An 18,483-nucleotide genomic window follows, 5' to 3' on the forward strand; every position below is an offset into this window, starting at 1 on the left:
TATATAACGAAGAAAAAGCCAACGCTCCATGAGCGTTGGCTTTTTTTTATTGTCCTAGTTTTAAGTCACAGCCATAAGCATAGTAATAATCTTCTGAGAGATATTGTGCATATACTCTCGTCTTATTATTTTTATTGATGTACCAGTCACCCATAAAGGTATAATTTGGATCTTCGCTTGCCTTAAAGATGAACTTCTCTAATTTATGAGCATCGGTAGCACCGATCTTCAAAGTTAAAATATTTTTCTTAACTTTATAATTGCCTCTAGCAATAAAGTCTGCACCCCTATCAATCTCTGTTTGTTCTGTCGCCCTAGCTATAACTAAGTTTTTATTTGTTCTGACACAAATGTCATAAAGAGGAGATCTAAACCCATATTGCTCATATTCAACGTGTAATACGCCTTTTGTTAGTTCAGTACTAGAATATGGGAACGTTGAGCTACCAGTTGAGTCGCCAGTGCCAAATGAATCGCCAGTACCAAATGAATCGCCAGTACCAAATGAATCGCCAGTACCAAATGAATCACCAGTACCAAATGAATCACCGGTACCAAATGAATCGCCAGTACCAAATGAATCGCCAGTACCAAATGAATCGCCAGTACCAAATGAATCACCAGTACCAAATGAGTCACCTGCACCAAATGAGTCGCCTGTGCTAAACATATCGGCGCTATATTCAGAGCCCAGTTGATATTCAGCGCTATGTTGCGCGGTTTCTCTGATATTGTCTGCAGCAGAGGCCACTGATTGAGTTGTGTTTACCAAGATGACTGAGAGAGGTAGAACTGCAAAGATGTTGAATTTCATTATCTATCCTTATTTAAATTTATAATTTCTAACTTTATTTGTGTGATAGCTTTTACAAGCTGTTCCTTTATTTCTCTTATATATATATCCTCACTATTTTTTGATATGTGATTTGTGTGGTTTTGTATTGAAAACAAAATATATTTAAGACTTCCTGATAGAAGGATCATTGCTGCTCTATCATAGGTATTTTCCTCTAACTCTCTGATAGTTTTTGAAAGTCCGTTAACAACGTCCTCATAGCTAAAAGAAGATAATATTTTCCTATTGAGGCTGTTAATAACCTCAACTATAGATGAGACATTTTTATTTATAGCTTTATGAGTTGAATTGACAGTTTTAAATGTAGATATTGTATGTAAAAGGTATTCATTATTGTATTCAGCGACGTCACATGGAAACTTCTGAGTAGATAACGTACCATCTATTTTTGCACCATTGCCTATATTATAAACTTTTACCTTTGGGTTTACTCTAAATAATGATTCTAATGATTTCTTTGACTCATTAAATATTCTTGTCGTAAGTACTTTATCGGTATTATTTCCTTTTACATAAAAGCTACCTTTAAATTTGGATTTACTTAGGCGGTCACTCTCATTGTAGTATTGAGAATGTATACTATGATGTTCTTTTTCATCAATAAACCCGTAGTCACATCCAGACAATATAATTTTCTCAACTCCCATGTAGATTAGCGCTGCGGCAGCTGCATTTGTTACCGTTGGGTTACAGTGATACAAAAGATCAATATTATTGCTTAGCTTTATTATTTCTGATGCTGAATCGTTAGCTTTGAAAAAAACAAGTTTATTTTTAAATAAAGATAATGTTTTTGGTGAAATAGTGTTTAATGTCAGCAAAACTGTATTTTTTAACGCCGGATCACTTAGATAACGCTCTTTCAACGTGTGATTGCTTTCAGTTCTTTCCATTTCTACATGTATATGCGGCGTGATATTATTTTTTAGCAAGCTAGCTAAAGAGGTACCGCAGGAAACGATTAGGCCTTTAAAGCTTTTTATATCTTGGATGACTAAGTCTAATGATGGGCCGTTTCCAACAATTAATGCTGTTGTGTTAGAAAAGCAAGAGAAGTCTGATTTTTTAAATACCCTTAAACTATCATTATTTGCTAACGTGTGTCTTATACCTATGATTTCATCTTCGGCATATCCCCACATGCTCACAAGAGAGTTTCTCCACTCTGTGAATTTTTCATATATTTCATCAAATAGCTCGTTGTTGTAGTGTCGATACAAGCTAATGTCAGCAAGTATTCCACAATGCCGCTCGGTTAAGTACTGCTTTATCTGAAATAAAAATGATGAGTAGTTTTGACACTGTAGAACTTTTAAATTTCCTCCTCTTTTTATACATGTTTCGCGTAAAGAATTGAGGTTTATATTGTTATGCGCAATAGTTTCTAGCGCTTTGTTATTTTCTATAACAATTACATCTACGTAGTTTAACTTCTCAAGTAATAGTGGTACATGGTAGCCAGCACCCAATCCCAGCACTATTAAGGTACTTCTGTTGGGGATTGAATTTGCCCTAAAGCCAAGCTTTTGTGCCACATCATAAGCTTCGTTTATAAATTTCTGATGTGAAAACTGGGTGCTATTTCTGGAAAAGCTTAAAGAAAGGTGTGTGGGTTGTTTAAAAAATAACTCGACTTGCTGATTACATGCGGTTTTTGCATCGCCGCCATAAAACTTTGTCTCAATTTGCTGTAATGCGTTTTCATCAAGGCAGGAAGATACATTGAATTTGATATTACTGTCTTCAGTGAATTCCATATACATTCTATTCCGTTTAAACTTTCAGTTATGTTCTTATTTTATAATTTTATTGCTTTTATTTAAAGTATTCATATTACTATCCATAGCTGTTACCTTCCAAGCGACAGTGCAATTCATCAATTCCTGAAGAGTTGAGAAGGCTAACTTATCGACGCTTAGCCTAAAAGTTACAAACTATTTATCGAAATCTTATGGCGTCAAGCTAATTAAATAAATTATATACACTCAAAGCTAGCGAATAACTCTAGCTTTCTTTTGCTACTCCACAAGGTTGAAATAGAGTAAAACGATTATTCATTCACCTGCCCCAAATTAACATTAACTCAGTTTAGTGTGCAAATGTTGTCAGCTGGATAAATTGTCCAACAGCTTATAAATCTCTGTCATACAGTGGCTCTTTTCATCATCAACTAACAGATTTAGTAACGTCATATTTGTTGCATTTAACTGCCACAAATTTTTAGCTTCTCTGACTTTTTTACCTCGTATAGTGACATCCGCCATGCAAAATGCAATGGCTTGATATTGATAGGCAATACTCAAATTCACTTAAGCATACGCGAGTATGCAGATAACGCTAAGAAAGGACTTATGAATACAACACGATTCCCAATAGCACTGCTTTTAGGTGTGGCAAGTATAATAACTGGTTGCTCAGACTCTGATAATGACGTTGAAATAAATATACCTAAGGTAGCTGAGCTTCCCAAAGAGGGCACTTTGGTTTCTCTACGCTTATTAGAGACTACGGATCTACATGCAAACATGCTGAACTACAATTACTTTTCTGACAAGCAAGATGACAAAGTTGGACTAGTTAAAACTGCAGCTTTGATCCACCATGCTAGAAGCGAAGTGAAAAACGCCATGCTTGTTGATAATGGCGATTTAATCCAAGGCAGCCCACTTGGTGATTATATAGCTAAGATAAAAGACTTAAAGGAAGGTGACGTTCATCCTGTTTACAAAGCGATGAATACATTAACGTATGATGTTGCAAATATTGGTAACCACGAATTTAATTTCGGCCTAGAGTTTTTGGAAGAGGCAATTAATGATGCCAATTTTCCTTATATTAGCGCCAATGTGTTTAAAGTTGATGGCGACGAAGACGAATCAAATGACGTCCCTTTTTTTACCCCTTACATTGTTAAAGAAAAACGGTTTCTTGATGAACTTGGTAAGGAGCAAGTGATTAACGTTGGGTTTATTGGGTTTGTGCCACCGCAAATTATGCAGTGGGATAAGGCCAATCTTGAAGGTAAGGTGATTGCCAAAGATATTATAAAAATGGCGGAATATTATGTGCCCAAAATGAAAGCTGAGGGTGCGGATGTCATTGTTGCTATTCCACATTCAGGGTTAGATGTAAGCGCTGATAAACCGATGGCTGAGAATGCCTCTTATGCACTGTCGAAAGTTGAAGGTATTGATGCCATTATGTTCGGCCATGCACACGCCAATTTTCCCGGGGCTGGCTACGGCGATTTACAAGCTTATGGTATTGATAACGAAAAGGGTACGATTAATGGTGTTGCAGCGGTGATGCCGGGGTTTTGGGGAAATCATTTAGGTATAATTGACTTAGATGTTCGGTTTAATTCAGGAGAATGGGTTGTAGTCGATTCTCAATCAACGCTCAGGCCAATTTACGAGACTGATGATAATCGTAATACTGTTTCTTTGGTAGAGAGCGATGCAACTATTGAAGCCGCGATTCGTCATGAGCATAATGAAACGCGGACTTGGGTCAATGAACCATTCGCAAAAATTACCAATACCGTTAATAGCTATTTCGCCTTGGTTAATGACGATCCATCTATTCAGATCGTTACTGATGCACAAGCATGGTATACCGCAAAAATCGTTCAAGGTACGGAGTTGGAAGGTCTGCCTATTCTCTCCGCTGGTGCGCCATTTCGCGCAGGTCGAGGTGGGCCCGATGATTTCACCGCGATTCCTGCCGGAGACATTGCTTATCGTAACGTAGCTGATATGTATATTTATCCAAATGTGCTCAAAGTACTGAAGCTGTCGGGTGCTGAAGTTCGTGAATGGCTTGAAATGTCTGCTGGACAATTTAACCAGATCACAGCAAACACTGAGGGGGTTCAGGCGTTGATCAACCCCGATTTTCCTTCTTATAATTACGACGTGTTAGATGGCGTAACTTATCAGATTGATGTTACCGAGCCTGCGCGTTACGCAGCAAATGGTGACAAGGTCTCTAACGGTAATCGGATCAAAGCACTTAAATATCAAGGCGAGCTAGTAACAGATGAGCAAATTTTCTTAGTGGCAACAAATAACTATCGCGCTTCGGGCGGCGGTAACTTTCCAAACGTATCAGCTGATAAAATAGTGGTGGATTCACCAAATGAGAACCGTCAGGTCGTCGCTGATTATATTACCTATGTCAGTGAAAAAAATGGTGCAAAGGGTTTAGATCCATCCGCTGATATGAACTGGTCATTTTCTCCTGTGGTTGGCGCATATATTGAGTTTTTTAGCTCAGCGAGCACTGATGCAGAGTTATATAGCCAGCAGTTTATTCATATTCTCCCTACCGGAAAAACCAACGAAAATGGATTTGCGCTGTATCAGTTAGATTTAACACAACCACTGTAACTTTTATAAAAGCCGCCGATTATTTATTCTTCGACGGCTTCGTTCACTATGAAATGAGTAGATTGCCTGCTGCTTAAACGCGTTTCCTAGGTCACTAGTCAGGGACTATCGTTCATAATCGATTTTTAACGCTCTTCGGGTCAGTTTCAACCAAGATATATGCAATCAAACTTTGTCTATGCACAACTTTATATTTAAGAGATTATTGCTAGTCGCTTTTTGATTGCTACCTTTAACATCATATCAACTACCTTTTTATTCCATTTAACATGTTTGGATGGTAATGATTGCTATTTGTGTTAATGTGTCCTCGTTTTGGCAACTTTACGTATTGGACGGAACAGTTTGTCAATCTGCTTGTATTCTTCGAGTGTGAACTCAAAGGGTTATGGTCAAATAATTTTGGAACAATGTAATATGAAAAGCGTTTGCTTAATTTTATTCCTGTTGCCTTTCTATTTATTTGCTGATGCTGCCAATGTGGTAGTGGCAGAAGTGAAACAACAGAAACTTCAACGAACATTATCTTTAACAGGATCGATCAGCGCCGCCCAGCATGCTGAGGTATCAAGCTTAACGGATGGCGTGGTGACAACTATTTTAGCTGAAACCGGTGATATAGTTACTGCACAAACTGTCCTGCTAGGTTTAGATGCCGCATTGATAAACGCGGAGCTTAAAAGTTTAGAAGCGGCTCTAGAGCGAGCTCAAGTTGAACGAAATAACGCATTAAGGCTCGTAAACGAAGCCAAATCCTTATCAAAACAAAAATTGTTTGCACAAACAGAGCTTGCAGAGCGAAACACTAGACTGAAATTAGCAGAGGCCTCGTTATTAGAAGCGCGAGCAAATATTACATATCAACAAGAATTGTTAAATAGACACCAATTACGCGCACCTTTTTCCGGTGTTATTGCAAAACGTACGGTTGACTTAGGTGAGTGGGTAACCCGAGGCCAAACGGTCTTTGAATTGGTAAGCGAAGCAACACTTTGGCTTGATTTACAAGTACCTCAGGAGTATTTCCAACTGGTTAAAGTTGGCAGCGCAGTTAATTTCAATGTCGCTGGTGATACTTCTTTGGTACATCAAGCAAAAGTATTAGCTAAGCTTCCTGTAGTCGACCAAGCTAGCCGGACTTTTCTACTTCGACTGGTTGTAGCAACAGATAGCGGGCTGCGAGTCGGCGCTTCAGCGACAGCGCAACTGCCTCTGGTCGATGCACTACAAAGTGTCGTTATTCCAAATGATGCAGTACTGCGTCACCCTGATGGTGGCTTCAGCGTATTCGTTGTAGATAACGGTAAAGCAAAGCGCCAACACATAAAAGTAGGAAGTAGATTAAACGGATATATTGAAGTGACTTCAGGCTTGCAGGTTGGTGAGCAAGTGGTAGTGGAAGGCAATGAGCTGTTACAAGCCGATCAGCTGTTAAATATCGTGCCGGGGCTATAGGAGTAGTCATGTTAAAAGCGAGTGTAAAACATGCCATTCTCGTTGCCGTGACGGTATTAATCTGCTCAATATTGGGTATTGTTGCTGCATTTAAGATCCCCGTGCAAATGATCCCTGATCTGGAAGTAAGAACAATCTCTGTTGTTACAAATTGGCCTGGGGCAACACCTCAAGACGTAGAGAAGGAAATATTAATAGAGCAAGAGCGATACCTACGCTCCCTTGCCAATCTCAAGCGGATGTCGAGTTATGCAAGTACTGGTGAAGCCGAGATTGAATTAGAGTTTCCTTTTGGTGTTGATGTAAATGAAGCACTGATAAATGTCAGTAACGCATTGTCTCAAGTGCCAAATTATCCTGAAAATGTTGATCAACCAGTGTTGTATAGCAGCTCATTTTCGAGCAATGCGTTTATGTTCTTTAACTTAAAGCCACAATCAGGTAATCCGCTTAACATCGATATTGATATGCTGCGTGATTATGCCGAAGACTTTATTCGTCCAGAGATGGAAAGAGTTTCTGGTGTTTCTCAAGTTAACGTCCGTGGTGGTGCACTTTATCAGGTGCAGATCTTGGTCGACCAACAAAAACTAGCAAGTCGCGGAATTAGTTTGGTTGATGTTAGAAATGCGATAAGAAGTCGCAACCAAGATGCGTCAGCTGGAGATATAGACAGTGGCAAACGTCGCTATTTACTGCGTATGGTCGGTCGTTTTCAATCTGCACAAGCACTGGAGGAATTGGTAGTCAGTCAACGCCAGAATACGACTATCAAACTAAAAGATATTGCTGAAGTCAAGCTTGACCACTACGAGGTCAGAGATGTTGCATATAACAACGGCGAGCGAGCATTAATGCTTTCGGTTAGACGAGAAAGTGGCTCTAACGTGATGGCGATAAAAGAAGAAATGATGCAGGTAGTGGCGCGTATCAATCGTGACATGCTCTCACACAATGGTTTACAGCTAACGTTACTCAGTGACGACGTTCGTTATGTCAAAGGATCTGTTGAAAACGTATGGACCAACCTCATTTTAGGCGCGCTCCTCGCCACTTTGGTGATGTTTTGGTTTTTAAAAAGCCCACGCTCTACACTCATTGGTGTAATGGGCGTACCTATTTGTACTATTGCAGCGTTTTTGGGATTACTACTTTTTGATAGGACGATTAATGTTATTTCTTTAGCTGGAGTCGCGTTTGCTATTGGGATGACGGTTGATAACACTATCGTTGTGCTTGAAAATATAGAGCAGGCCAGACGTCGTGGGCTAGATAAGTTGCAAGCAGCTATCTCTGGCGTACAAGAAGTGTGGCCAGCCGTACTGGCGTCAACACTGACTACTGTGCTTGTGTTCGCGCCGATTTTATTTATTCAGCAAGAAGCAGGGCAGTTATATTCAGATGTCGCTATTGCAATTTCCGCTGCGATCATCGCCTCTATGCTAGTTGCGTTATTTGTCGTGCCTGCTGCAAATGCGAATTTCGCATGCAAGAATATTACCAGCGGCATGCTATCAACACTGACGTTGCCAAAAGTTGTTCCAGCTATGCTATCAAGCAGCTCTGCTCGTATTGGGTGTATTGTTTTGGGGAGCGTGCTACTGCTAGGTGGTGCATGGCTATTTATGCCAAAAGCTGAGTATCTACCAGAAGGTGAAGAGCCCAAAGCGTTTTCGATGATGATAGCACCGCCAGGGTATAACCTTAGTCATATGCAGAAGATTGGTGACGAAATACTCCCGTACTTAAACAAGCATCTGGAAAATGACGATAGTGATTTTGTTGCGGGGAAAACACAGTTACCACCTCTTAAATATTATTCAATGTCCGTCGGTGTTGGCAGTATTTGGCTATTAAGCGAGCCGTATAATGGCGAATACATTGACGAGATGATGGATGCGATAACGAGTAAATTCAGAAGCTATCCAGGCATGCGTGCATTTTCTTCTAGAGGATCTATCATTTCAAGTAATGATGGTGGTTCTAGAGCTGTTGCCTTGGACATTAGCGGCACAGATCAAACAGCACTTTATCGTGCTGCAGATGCGGTTTACCGATTGGCAGGAGAGGTATTTGATAACCCTCAGATAGATTCGGCACCTTCTTCACTGACTCTTGACCAACCTCTCATTGAAATTCAACCTAGGTGGCAGCGGCTCGCTGAGGTCGGTATGAGTGCAGATGAATTGGGCTACACGGTAGCGGCCTTGAGTGATGGTGCTTATGTCGATGAGCTTATTTTAGGCGACGATAAAGTGGATGTTTTCTTGTTTTCAGAGGCTGGAAATCAGCAAAGCCTGTCACAACTTGCGCAGTCACCCGTTGTCACAAAAGCAGGCCTAATCCCATTAAGTTCTTTAGCGGATCTGCAAGAAAAAGCTGACAGCGATAGTTTGCGCCGAGTTGATGGTCGCAGAACGGTGACTGTTTATATCATTCCACCAAGAAATGTGGCGCTTGAGCAAGCACAGGAGTTGGTTAGAACCGAGTTGTTACCACAGCTCCAGAGACAAGGCGATCTGTTGCCCGGTGTCAATGTGAGTATTGGTGGGGCAGCCGATCAACTAGACAAAACAAAAGAAGCGTTAGGTAGTAATTTTATCGTTGCATTGGCACTTTGTTATTTATTGTTGGTCGCTATTTTTAAACACTGGGGTTATCCATTATTTATTATGGCAACAGTCCCCCTCGGTATGGCTGGCGGTTTACTGGGTTTGATTGCTATCAATGGTATTGGAAGTGTTACAGGAGCTTTTCATCAGCCTTTTGACATGATCACTATGCTTGGCTTTTTAATCTTGCTTGGAACTGTGGTAAATAACCCAATACTAATCGTTGATCAAAGTCGTAGAAATCTGGAAAACACCTCAATGAGTGTTTATGAAGCTGTGATCTCGGCACTGCAAACACGATTAAAACCGATTGTCATGTCGACAATGACGACGCTATGTGGTCTTGCACCTTTGGTCTTTATTCCAGGAGAAGGCTCTGAACTTTATCGGGGAGTGGGCATGATAGTACTTTGCGGTATTGCTATGGCAACTATCGTAACACTCACCATTTTACCTGCGTTATTGGTCACCTTTTTAAAAAGGCCATTAGAGAGTTCAGTAAGCAAACTCTAATCTCATCCTAGTCATTCAGAGAGTACTATAAATGCCTTGCTTGAACTTTGATGCTCAGCAGGGCATTTTTATTACCGAATGAAAACTTGAATTTACAGGGTTTTGTCCTCAGTAAATAGAGTGAAGCACAGTTTTTTATAACAAAAGAGCACACTATGGCAAATAATATACGTTCCGCAATTATTGCTGAAGGCGGAGGTCAAAAAGGTATTTTTACTGCGGGAGTGCTTGATGCTTTTCTTGAAAAAAGGTTTACGCCGTTTGATTTAAAAGTGGGAGTATCAGCAGGGGCACAAAATCTTGCTGCATATTGCGCTCGTGCTAGCCAGTATGCGCAAACTGCCATTGAATCACTAACGACAGAGCAGCAATTCTTTCGCCCCGCACGCTTTTTTACTGGGGGGAATGTTATTGATCTCGATTGGTATTTTCATCAAGTCGAGCACAGCACTAAGGTACGCTTTCCTACAGAGCCGCATCATTTAACGCCAAAGAGTAACTTTTACGCGGTAGCAAGTGATCTTGAATCACTAGCGCCACATTATTTGCATACGTGGCATGACAATATGTTTACGCACCTTAAAGCGTCGAGTGCCATTCCATTTTTATATCGCCCCGGTGTGAATGTGCAAGGACATGGCTTGATGGATGGCGGTGTTGCCGATCCATTACCTGTTCGCTGGGCGCATCAAAAAGGTGCAAAAAATATATGGGTGATAAGGACAATAGAGGCCCACGATGATGGCAAGATGCCAGTGCTAGAGCGGTTAAAACCAATTATGCGACGGGTTAATCAATCTCCAAAAATGTTTGAAATGTATCATCACTATCAAAGTCGCTACGCCGATGCAGTTAACTTTATGAAGGCTCCGCCAGAGGACGTTAATGTCATTCAAATTGCGCCAACTAGAACACTCGAGTCGATGGTACTAGGATCAAGTCCCGAGACCTTAAAGTCAGACTATAAATTGGGCTTTGAATTAGGGCTAAAGGCGGTAGATAAGTGGCGTGATATGTTTGAAGCCAGCCCGATGTAATAGCAAGTCTCAGATTGAGACTTGCTACCTATGATTATCGGTTAAGACTTGCGAATTGAAATAGAAGTCGCTTCAATGTCAATTCGGCCATCTTTAAATAAACCACCAATGGCTTTTTTAAAGTTAGCCTTAGAGGTAGAGAAAGTGCGTTTGATGGCGTCAGGATCTGACTTGTCACCCAATGGTAAATAGCCGCCACTTTCTTCTAGTTTACTGTATATTTCCTCTGCTAGGTCTTTTACTTTTCCTATGCCAGGTTTCTCTAATACCACGTCAATCTTATCTTCGTCATGAACCGCTTTCACAAAGCCTTTCATCCGCTGGCCGATGTACATGCGCTTAAATACATCGTTGAAAAAAACCAAGCCAAAGTGTTTTTCATTGACAATAACTTTATAGCCCAAGTCAGTTTTTGCAGCGACAATCAAGTCTACTTCTTCAAACTTATCATACTGAGCTTTCGATTTACCTAAAAATTTACCCAGTGCACTGGATGCACAGATGCGTTTACTGGCGTTATCTAGATACAATTTCACTAAATAGCTGTAACCATCGCGCATTTTCGGTTTTTGCTCATTGTATGGAGCAAGTACGTCTTTATCTATGCCCAAATCTAAAAAGGCACCAACTTTATTGATTTCTTTTACACGCAGTAGGGCAAACTCTCCAACTTGCGCTAACGGCTTTTTCGTCGTTGCGGTAGCGTGCCCAAGGTTATCTTGATAAATAAAAACCTCAACAGAGTCGCCTTCTTCCATGTGCTTTGGCACTTCTGTGCGCGGAAGAAACACATCGCCAAGTTCACCACCGTTCAAGTACGCACCTTCAGCGGTAAGTTCTTCAATGGTTAACATCTTAATTTGACCTAGCATGATTATTCCTCGTCAGTTTGTGGTTTTGGTTTGCGACGTAGTGGCATTGAGCCATCAATATCAATTGGTGGCTGGATCACTTTTCGTGGCTGTGCTTTTTTCACAGGCTTTTTCTTTGGTTTACTCGTTTTGCTAGGCGCTACATTTGCAGGACGATTTTTACCATGCTGTGGTTTTTGTTTAAGCCCTTTGAATTTACCGACCAAGCCTTCCACTTCTTCAAAGCGCAATGGTTCATCAAGATAGTTCTTGATTGCCACATAACTATTCCAGTCTTTTGGACCCACAAGCGAAATCGCATGACCTTTGAAGCCAGCTCGGCCTGTACGACCAATACGGTGCACGTATTCCTCAGCCTGCTTAGGTAAGTCAAAGTTAATAACATGCGTTACTGACAATAAATCTAATCCGCGGGAAGCGACATCTGTGGTTACTAACACTTTATAAATGCCACGACTAAAGCTTTCCATGATATCTAAGCGTTTGCTTTGTGGCATGTCGCCTGAGAGTGATACCGCTTTAATCGACATGTCGTTTAATAATTTACTTAACCTGTCGGTGTCGCCGCGGGTTGCAGTAAATATAATGCACTGGCCAACCTCACTTTTTGTGATGAAGTGTTTCAGCAGCGCTTCTTTATGATCTAAATGATCGGCAAAGTACAGGGCTTGTTTAATGTCTTCATGTTGCTGGTGGGCATTACTTAGCATAATGCGTTTTGGCGATTTCAGTAGTTGACGCGAAGACGCTTCAACCTGAGTATGGTCTAGCGTGGCTGAAAACAGAAGGGTTTGTCTTTGTCGATGATCCGCAGAGTCATTAATGATGTCTAGTTGTTTCTCAAAGCCAAGGTCAAACATACGGTCTGCTTCATCAAAAATAAGCAGTTCAAGGCCGCCCAAAAACAAAGAGCGATTTTCAACATGATCGGCAATACGTCCCGGTGTACCCACCACAAAATGTGGGTCGCGGCGAAGCGCTTTTACTTGATCGTTGTAGTTCTCACCACCTAAAACCTTACAGACTTGAATATTTGTGCCAGCACACAAAGCACGACATTCAGAGAATACTTGAGTCGCGAGTTCACGAGTTGGGGCGACGATAACCACGCGTGGATCGCGTTTGCTTAGCGCTTTTTGCTTCATTACACGCTGTACGGCGGGCAGCAAGAAGGCAAGGGTTTTGCCTGAGCCTGTTTTAGACTGCGCAAAAACATCGTGGCCAGCTAAAGCCGTTGGGATGGCATGCGCTTGGATCTCGGTAGGTTCCGTGATCCCTTGGTGAGCTAATTGTTGTTCTAGGCGCGTATCTATCCCAAGTTCAGTGAATCTCAAGTCAATTTCTCCAAGTCTTGAATTTTAAAAACACGAGATTATACCAAAGCATAGACGCTATCGGATATAGAATTTGTGTTTTTTGCATTTTAATCAAAAATCCGTAGAATACGCGCCTCAGCGCCGGGTTTACGACTCGGTTTTCATGCTTTACACATCGTCATGCTTAATGTGTAAGCTAATCAAAGCTTAAATCTAGGAAAATACAATGTCAGAACAATACGTTGTTTGTGCTATGTACAAGTTTGTCTCTTTACCTAACTATCAAGAGATAAGACAGCCACTTCACGATGTGATGGAAGCGAATGAAGTTCGTGGTACGTTATTACTTGCCGAAGAGGGTATTAACGGTACTGTTGCGGGAAAGCGAGAGGGTATTGATGCACTACTAGCTTGGTTAGACAAGCAACCAGGCCTTGATAACATCGTTTATAAAGAGTCGTTCGATGAAACTTGCCCTTTCTACCGCACTAAAGTAAAGCTTAAGAAAGAAATCGTGACCATGGGTGTACAAGGTATAGACCCTAAAGAAGTGGTTGGTACGTACGTAAAACCACAAGATTGGAATGCATTGATTTCAGACCCTGATGTGGTACTCGTTGATACGCGTAACGACTATGAAATCGAGATCGGTACATTCAAAAATGCCATCGATCCTAAAACCAAGACTTTCCGTGAATTCCCTGAGTGGGCGCAAAATAATCTAAACCCAGAAAAGCACAAAAAAGTAGCGATGTTCTGTACTGGCGGGATCCGCTGTGAAAAGTCAACAGCATACATGAAAGAGCAAGGTTTCGAAGAGGTTTATCACCTCGAAGGCGGCATTTTAAAATATTTAGAAGAAGTGCCAAAAGAAGAAACGATGTGGGAAGGCGAGTGCTTTGTTTTTGATAACCGTGTAGCGGTCGATCATGATTTGAATAAAGGCTCTTATGATCAATGTCATGCTTGTCGTATGCCAATCACCGAAGAAGAAAAGCAACGTGATGAGTATATGGAAGGCGTGTCTTGCCATCATTGCCACAAAGATCTAACAGAAGAGCAAATTGCTCGTTTTGCTGAGCGTCAAAAGCAGATTGAATTGGCTAAGCAACGTGGCGAAGGGCATATTGGCCATGATGCTCAAGAGGCAATTAGAAAGCGTAAAGAAGAAAAACTAGCGCAAAAAGAAGCTCAGCGCCAAAAATCTTAAGCACTGCTTTTAATAAAATGAATAAAAGGAGCCCAATGGCTCCTTTTTGCTATGAGATGTGCAAACTTTTCATACTCAGTATGTAGTCTTTTCTAACCAAGTTATCCCCATTATTATTCTTAAGACACATAATAAAAATAAATTAATTAAAAATCATACTGTTACATGTTTATATCTTGATGGCGCTTTCTTTGCAACAGCTAAAGGCAATAGCAGTAAATCACTAATACTGATTTACGTTGTTACAATCTTTGAAGGAGTCTCATGATGCCAAATATGGTCACTACAATTAATCCCGCCAACGAGCAACCAGTAAACGAATATCAATTGATGAATTTGCATGAAGCAAATAAAGCGGTAGATTTAGCGAACGATTGCTATCAATTTTGGAAAAAAACTACCTTTACACAACGGGCTCAAAAGTTAAATAAACTGGCTGATTTGATTGAGGCAAACTCCCCCAAGTTAGTTGCGTTAATGACCGAGGAAATGGGCAAAGTCACGGAGCAAGGCAAGCAAGAGGTCGCATTATGTGCAAAGATTTGCCGTTATACAGCGGAGCAAGGAGAAAGTGAGCTCCAAGATGAACATCGTGTATTTGAACAGGGTCATGCGATTATCACGTACCAGCCAATTGGTGTGATTCTAGGGATCCAACCGTGGAATTTTCCGCTTTACCAAGTTATTAGGTATAGTGTTTCAAATGTAATGGCGGGCAATACCACTGTCATGAAACATGCATCTAATGTGTTTGGGATGGCGAAACTAATTGAAGAGTTATATTTAGAAGCTGGGTTTCCAAAAGGCTGTTTTCAATCTTTACTCATTGACGGAAAGACAGCAGGTGAACTGATCGAAAATCACCACATTCGTGGTGTGACCTTTACGGGTAGTGACAAAGTAGGAAAGCAAGTTGCGAAGCGCTCTGCTGAGCTGTCCAAAAAGACGGTACTGGAACTGGGCAGTAACGATGCTTTTATCGTGTTGGCGGATGCCGATATCGAAAAGTCAGTAGCAGCATGTATACAAGGGCGTATTGTCAACAACGGTGAAACCTGCGTTGCCGCGAAGCGCTTTATTATTGTTGATGAAATTTATGATCAGTTTAGAGATGCCTTTGTGTCAGGGTTTAAACAGTTAAAAGTTGGAGATCCGAGCGCGGCAGACACAGATCTTGGTCCTATGGCACGTAAAGACTTACGTGACGAATTACATCAACAAGTCGAAGCATCTATTGACGCTGGTGCAAGGTGCACACTTGGTGGCAAAATTCCAAAGGACAAAGGCTTTTATTATCCGGTCACTATTTTAGAAGATGTTAAACCCGGTATGCCTGCGTATGATGATGAGTTATTTGGGCCAGTAGCGTCTTTGATCCGTGTAAAAGATGAAGCTGAAGCAATGATGGTGGCTAATGATTCGCGCTATGGCTTAGGTGGTGGGATTTTCTCCAAAGATACGCAGCATGCAACGGAGCTTGCCATCAAAGAGTTCGACACAGGTATGGTGAACATAAATGGTTATTCTCTTGCACAGCCCAATTTACCATTCGGTGGGGTAAAGGACAGCGGCTATGGCAGAGAGCACGGTGGTTTTGGAATAAAGGAATTTGTTAATGTGAAAACGGTAATGGTTGCAAATGCACAGTAAGTAACTTGAGCCGCGGATAATCAATGCCTTCTAGCAGCCAGTCTTTCCAATTGCCAGCTAGTGGTGCGTAAATTCGCCTTGCCTACAGGATGTAGGCACCTTTGTGAGAGCAGGGCGCGGAAGCGGTGTCTTCCCTAAAACTTTCTGGCTAGGCAAGGGAACAACTAAGTTGTGCGATAGCAAACAATGAGTTGGAGCATTCCTTATCCAAATCTCAAGTTAAGTATTTTTGACTATAGATGTACACCAGAGCCAGTAATGCTGGCTCTTTGCATTTTAAATTGGTTATAATTCGCGTCCATTTTTTACAGTGAGAAGACAACGTGGGTGAAGCGAGCTTAACTACCTTACATTTATTGGCAACAGATCCAACCGCGGTGACTCAAGCGGCTGAGCTTGCACGTGATGGTCAACTGGTTGCGGTTCCAACTGAGACCGTTTACGGCTTAGCAGCTGATGCTAATCAGCCAAATGCAGTAAAAAAAATTTTTGCAGCAAAAGGGCGCCCAGCTGATCACCCTCTCATTGTTCATGTGGCCGACAAGTCTTTGGTAACTCAATGGGCTGAAACCTTGCCTGATTATTTTGACGCCTTGGCTGACGCATTTTGGCCAGGACCGTTGACCATAGTTGCTAAAAAGCGTGCACATGTCAGTGATATTGTTACTGGCGGTCACAAAACAGTTGGGATCCGAGTACCAAATCACCCAGCGATGTTAGCATTGTTACAACAAGTGCAGTCGGGACTTGCTGCGCCGTCAGCGAATCCCTACAAGAAAATCAGCCCAACCACTGCCGAGCAAGTATTATTTGGTTTGTCTGGTAAAATTGCTGCGGTTTTAGATGGTGGCCCCTGTGAAGTGGGTCTCGAGTCGACCATTGTTGATATTTCATCGCCTACACCAAGGATCTTAAGGGCGGGGCCTATTACCAAAGCTGATCTTGAAGCGGTACTAAATATGGAAGTGGAAGAACCAGATGTCCACACTGTGGCTGTGCCTGGTAATGTAAAAGCGCATTATCAGCCCAGCAAACGTCTTACGATTCTATCAACTCAAGCGCTGACGTCTCGCTTGCAGTTAGGGTGTGCGTCCAATACGGGAATTTTATATTATTCTTCAGAAATAGAGTCAATACTCTCGGAGCATCGCGATATAAATGAGCTGGTGGATCTAAAACTTGGTGCGGAAAAAACCAAGTATGCACAAGGGCTGTATTACGGCCTGCACCAATTAGACCAATCTAGTGCAACAGAAATTTTATTGGAAGCACCTCCACGTACGCCTAAGTGGCGAGACGTGAATGACAGGCTAATGCGCGCAGCCGCGCAATAAAACACCACAGCGCGAATGCCTATCGCGCTCATTTTGACCACTATCTTTACATAACTTTACCTTACTTTACATGGGCTTATCTTTTCTTTAGGCCACTGTAAGGCATACTGCACTTTATCGCACTTATACTGTGTGTTATCGAATAGTTTATCTTGGTTTGAGTGAATAACTGTTACACTCAAAGCAGCTAAAATAAAGGTAGTTTATAAGGTTAATATGTGTAAAGTAACGCGCTTGGTAGCTATTGTAGCTACCATGTTGATAACCAGCGCCGTGCAGGCAAAACCTTCGCAAGTGATTGCAGAGCCAATTCAATTTGAAAGTAGCAGTGAGCAAATTCAAGCGGTAGGCAATGCAGAAGCGATCCAATCAGTCATACTTTATCCCGCAACTGGAGACAAGGTAACCGCCGTGCATTTTAGTCCGGGCGACCATGTAGAAGCAGGCACCTTGTTACTTGAATTAGATTCACGCCGTCAAAAAGCTGCGCTGAAAGAAGCACAAATTCGCTTGGCGGATGCACAACGTACCGTTGAGCGTTTGACCGACAGCCAAAAGCGCGGAGCCGTGCCTATTAATGAGTTAGATAAGGCGGTAACAGAGCGTGACCTTGCAAAAGTTGCAGTAGTACAAGCCGAAAACGAGCTTGAAGACCGCCGCGTTATTGCGCCGTTTAGTGGTGTGATGGGGTTAACTGACGTTGAAGTGGGCGACCGTATTACAACACAAACCGCGATTGCCAGTATTGATAATTTCGACAAACTTTACGTTCAATTTGCCGCACCTGAATCGGCTTACAGCATGCTCAAAGCGATTGATAACGTTCTACTAACACCATGGAATGATAATGACACCCGCATTAGTGCTGATATAGCCCAGATGGACTCGCGGATAGACCCTACAGCAAGAACCTTGAGAGTGAAAGCCATTTTCGACAATCAAAATGCGCGATTTTTACCGGGCATGAGCTTTAGAGTATCTCTAACTTTGCTAGGCCAAGAATTTGCAGTTATTCCAGAAGCTGCGCTTCTGTGGGGGGCAACAGGTCCTTATGTATGGAAAGAAGAAAATGGTAAAGCTAAACGGGTTGATGTGAAAATCCAGCAACGCTTACCCGGCAAGTTACTGGTGTCTGGGGAGTTAGCAGCAAGAGAGTTATTAGTTGTTGAAGGGGTGCAACGACTTCGTCCTGGTCAAGAGATTGCAATTACAAATGCGCTGGCGAGGGAATAAACTGTGA

Annotated in this window: 13 protein-coding genes; 8 read left to right on the forward strand and 5 right to left on the reverse strand. The window is 41.8% G+C overall.

Annotated elements, in window-relative coordinates; genetic code table 11:
* Positions 1 to 46: 46 nt before the first annotated feature.
* The 3 genes from EAG18_RS22225 to EAG18_RS18935 all read right to left on the reverse strand — a co-directional run bounded on the left by EAG18_RS22225 (position 47) and on the right by EAG18_RS18935 (position 3,165).
* Positions 47 to 814, reverse strand: a complete 768-nt coding sequence (locus EAG18_RS22225; RefSeq protein ID WP_185745626.1) for a hypothetical protein — start codon at positions 812 to 814, stop codon at positions 47 to 49.
* Entirely contained in the window at positions 814 to 2,613 is a 1,800-nt protein-coding gene (locus EAG18_RS18930) for a 6-hydroxymethylpterin diphosphokinase MptE-like protein (protein ID WP_185745627.1), read from the reverse strand. The genes EAG18_RS22225 and EAG18_RS18930 overlap by 1 nt, the downstream gene beginning before the upstream one ends.
* Before the next feature lie 348 nt (positions 2,614 to 2,961).
* On the reverse strand, positions 2,962 to 3,165 hold the full coding sequence (locus tag EAG18_RS18935) for a hypothetical protein (protein ID WP_125253925.1): 204 nt from the start codon (positions 3,163 to 3,165) through the stop codon (positions 2,962 to 2,964).
* 42 nt (positions 3,166 to 3,207) lie between these two features.
* On the opposite strand from EAG18_RS18935, the gene EAG18_RS18940 reads away from it, so the two are divergent.
* The 4 genes from EAG18_RS18940 to EAG18_RS18955 all read left to right on the forward strand — a co-directional run bounded on the left by EAG18_RS18940 (position 3,208) and on the right by EAG18_RS18955 (position 10,861).
* The gene (locus EAG18_RS18940; RefSeq protein ID WP_125253926.1) at positions 3,208 to 5,244 is read left to right on the forward strand and encodes a bifunctional 2',3'-cyclic-nucleotide 2'-phosphodiesterase/3'-nucleotidase; all 2,037 of its coding nucleotides are present in this window, start codon (positions 3,208 to 3,210) and stop codon (positions 5,242 to 5,244) included.
* Between the two features lie 417 nt (positions 5,245 to 5,661).
* On the forward strand, positions 5,662 to 6,699 hold the full coding sequence (locus EAG18_RS18945; protein WP_125253927.1) for an efflux RND transporter periplasmic adaptor subunit: 1,038 nt from the start codon (positions 5,662 to 5,664) through the stop codon (positions 6,697 to 6,699).
* Positions 6,700 to 6,707: 8 nt separating this feature from the next.
* Positions 6,708 to 9,824, forward strand: coding sequence for an efflux RND transporter permease subunit (locus tag EAG18_RS18950; protein ID WP_125253928.1), 3,117 nt, complete (start codon positions 6,708 to 6,710; stop codon positions 9,822 to 9,824).
* A gap of 155 nt (positions 9,825 to 9,979) precedes the next feature.
* Positions 9,980 to 10,861 (forward strand): patatin family protein, encoded by an 882-nt coding sequence (locus EAG18_RS18955; protein WP_125253929.1) that lies wholly within the window; start codon positions 9,980 to 9,982, stop codon positions 10,859 to 10,861.
* Positions 10,862 to 10,902: 41 nt separating this feature from the next.
* Here the strand turns inward: EAG18_RS18955 and EAG18_RS18960 are convergent, their stop codons facing one another.
* Together EAG18_RS18960 and EAG18_RS18965 are read right to left on the reverse strand one after the other, a co-directional pair.
* A complete protein-coding gene (locus EAG18_RS18960) occupies positions 10,903 to 11,733 on the reverse strand; it encodes a S1-like domain-containing RNA-binding protein (protein WP_125253930.1) in 831 nt (276 codons plus the stop codon).
* 2 nt (positions 11,734 to 11,735) lie between these two features.
* Positions 11,736 to 13,067 (reverse strand): DEAD/DEAH box helicase, encoded by a 1,332-nt coding sequence (locus EAG18_RS18965; RefSeq protein ID WP_125253931.1) that lies wholly within the window; start codon positions 13,065 to 13,067, stop codon positions 11,736 to 11,738.
* Between the two features lie 208 nt (positions 13,068 to 13,275).
* Between EAG18_RS18965 and EAG18_RS18970 the strand changes: the two genes are divergently transcribed.
* The 4 genes from EAG18_RS18970 (at position 13,276) to EAG18_RS18985 (ending at position 18,476) form a co-directional block, all read left to right on the forward strand.
* Positions 13,276 to 14,259 carry a rhodanese-related sulfurtransferase gene (locus tag EAG18_RS18970; protein WP_125253932.1) on the forward strand — a complete coding sequence of 328 codons (984 nt, stop codon included), beginning with the start codon at positions 13,276 to 13,278 and terminating at the stop codon, positions 14,257 to 14,259.
* 267 nt (positions 14,260 to 14,526) lie between these two features.
* Positions 14,527 to 15,909, forward strand: a complete 1,383-nt coding sequence (locus EAG18_RS18975) for an NAD-dependent succinate-semialdehyde dehydrogenase (protein WP_125253946.1) — start codon at positions 14,527 to 14,529, stop codon at positions 15,907 to 15,909.
* Positions 15,910 to 16,232: 323 nt separating this feature from the next.
* Complete coding sequence (locus EAG18_RS18980) at positions 16,233 to 17,243, forward strand: L-threonylcarbamoyladenylate synthase (protein ID WP_125253933.1); 1,011 nt, start codon at positions 16,233 to 16,235, stop codon at positions 17,241 to 17,243.
* 216 nt (positions 17,244 to 17,459) lie between these two features.
* On the forward strand, positions 17,460 to 18,476 hold the full coding sequence (locus tag EAG18_RS18985; RefSeq protein WP_125253934.1) for an efflux RND transporter periplasmic adaptor subunit: 1,017 nt from the start codon (positions 17,460 to 17,462) through the stop codon (positions 18,474 to 18,476).
* The last annotated feature ends 7 nt before the right edge of the window (positions 18,477 to 18,483 follow it).

This window comes from Pseudoalteromonas sp. J010 (assembly GCF_003934235.1).
In the GTDB taxonomy this organism is placed as follows: Bacteria; Pseudomonadota; Gammaproteobacteria; order Enterobacterales; family Alteromonadaceae; genus Pseudoalteromonas; species Pseudoalteromonas peptidolytica.

Excerpts from the sequence above, each read along its gene's own strand:
- EAG18_RS18940 (WP_125253926.1), top strand. The coding sequence starts at position 3,208 with ATGAATACAACACGATTCCCAATAGCACTGCTTTTAGGTGTGGCAAGT.
- EAG18_RS18975 (WP_125253946.1), top strand. The coding sequence starts at position 14,527 with ATGCCAAATATGGTCACTACAATTAATCCCGCCAACGAGCAACCAGTA.
- EAG18_RS18970 (WP_125253932.1), top strand. The coding sequence starts at position 13,276 with ATGTCAGAACAATACGTTGTTTGTGCTATGTACAAGTTTGTCTCTTTA.
- EAG18_RS18930 (WP_185745627.1), bottom strand. The coding sequence starts at position 2,613 with ATGGAATTCACTGAAGACAGTAATATCAAATTCAATGTATCTTCCTGC.
- EAG18_RS18950 (WP_125253928.1), top strand. The coding sequence starts at position 6,708 with ATGTTAAAAGCGAGTGTAAAACATGCCATTCTCGTTGCCGTGACGGTA.
- EAG18_RS18955 (WP_125253929.1), top strand. The coding sequence starts at position 9,980 with ATGGCAAATAATATACGTTCCGCAATTATTGCTGAAGGCGGAGGTCAA.
- EAG18_RS18960 (WP_125253930.1), bottom strand. The coding sequence starts at position 11,733 with ATGCTAGGTCAAATTAAGATGTTAACCATTGAAGAACTTACCGCTGAA.
- EAG18_RS22225 (WP_185745626.1), bottom strand. The coding sequence starts at position 814 with ATGAAATTCAACATCTTTGCAGTTCTACCTCTCTCAGTCATCTTGGTA.
- EAG18_RS18945 (WP_125253927.1), top strand. The coding sequence starts at position 5,662 with ATGAAAAGCGTTTGCTTAATTTTATTCCTGTTGCCTTTCTATTTATTT.
- EAG18_RS18985 (WP_125253934.1), top strand. The coding sequence starts at position 17,460 with ATGTGTAAAGTAACGCGCTTGGTAGCTATTGTAGCTACCATGTTGATA.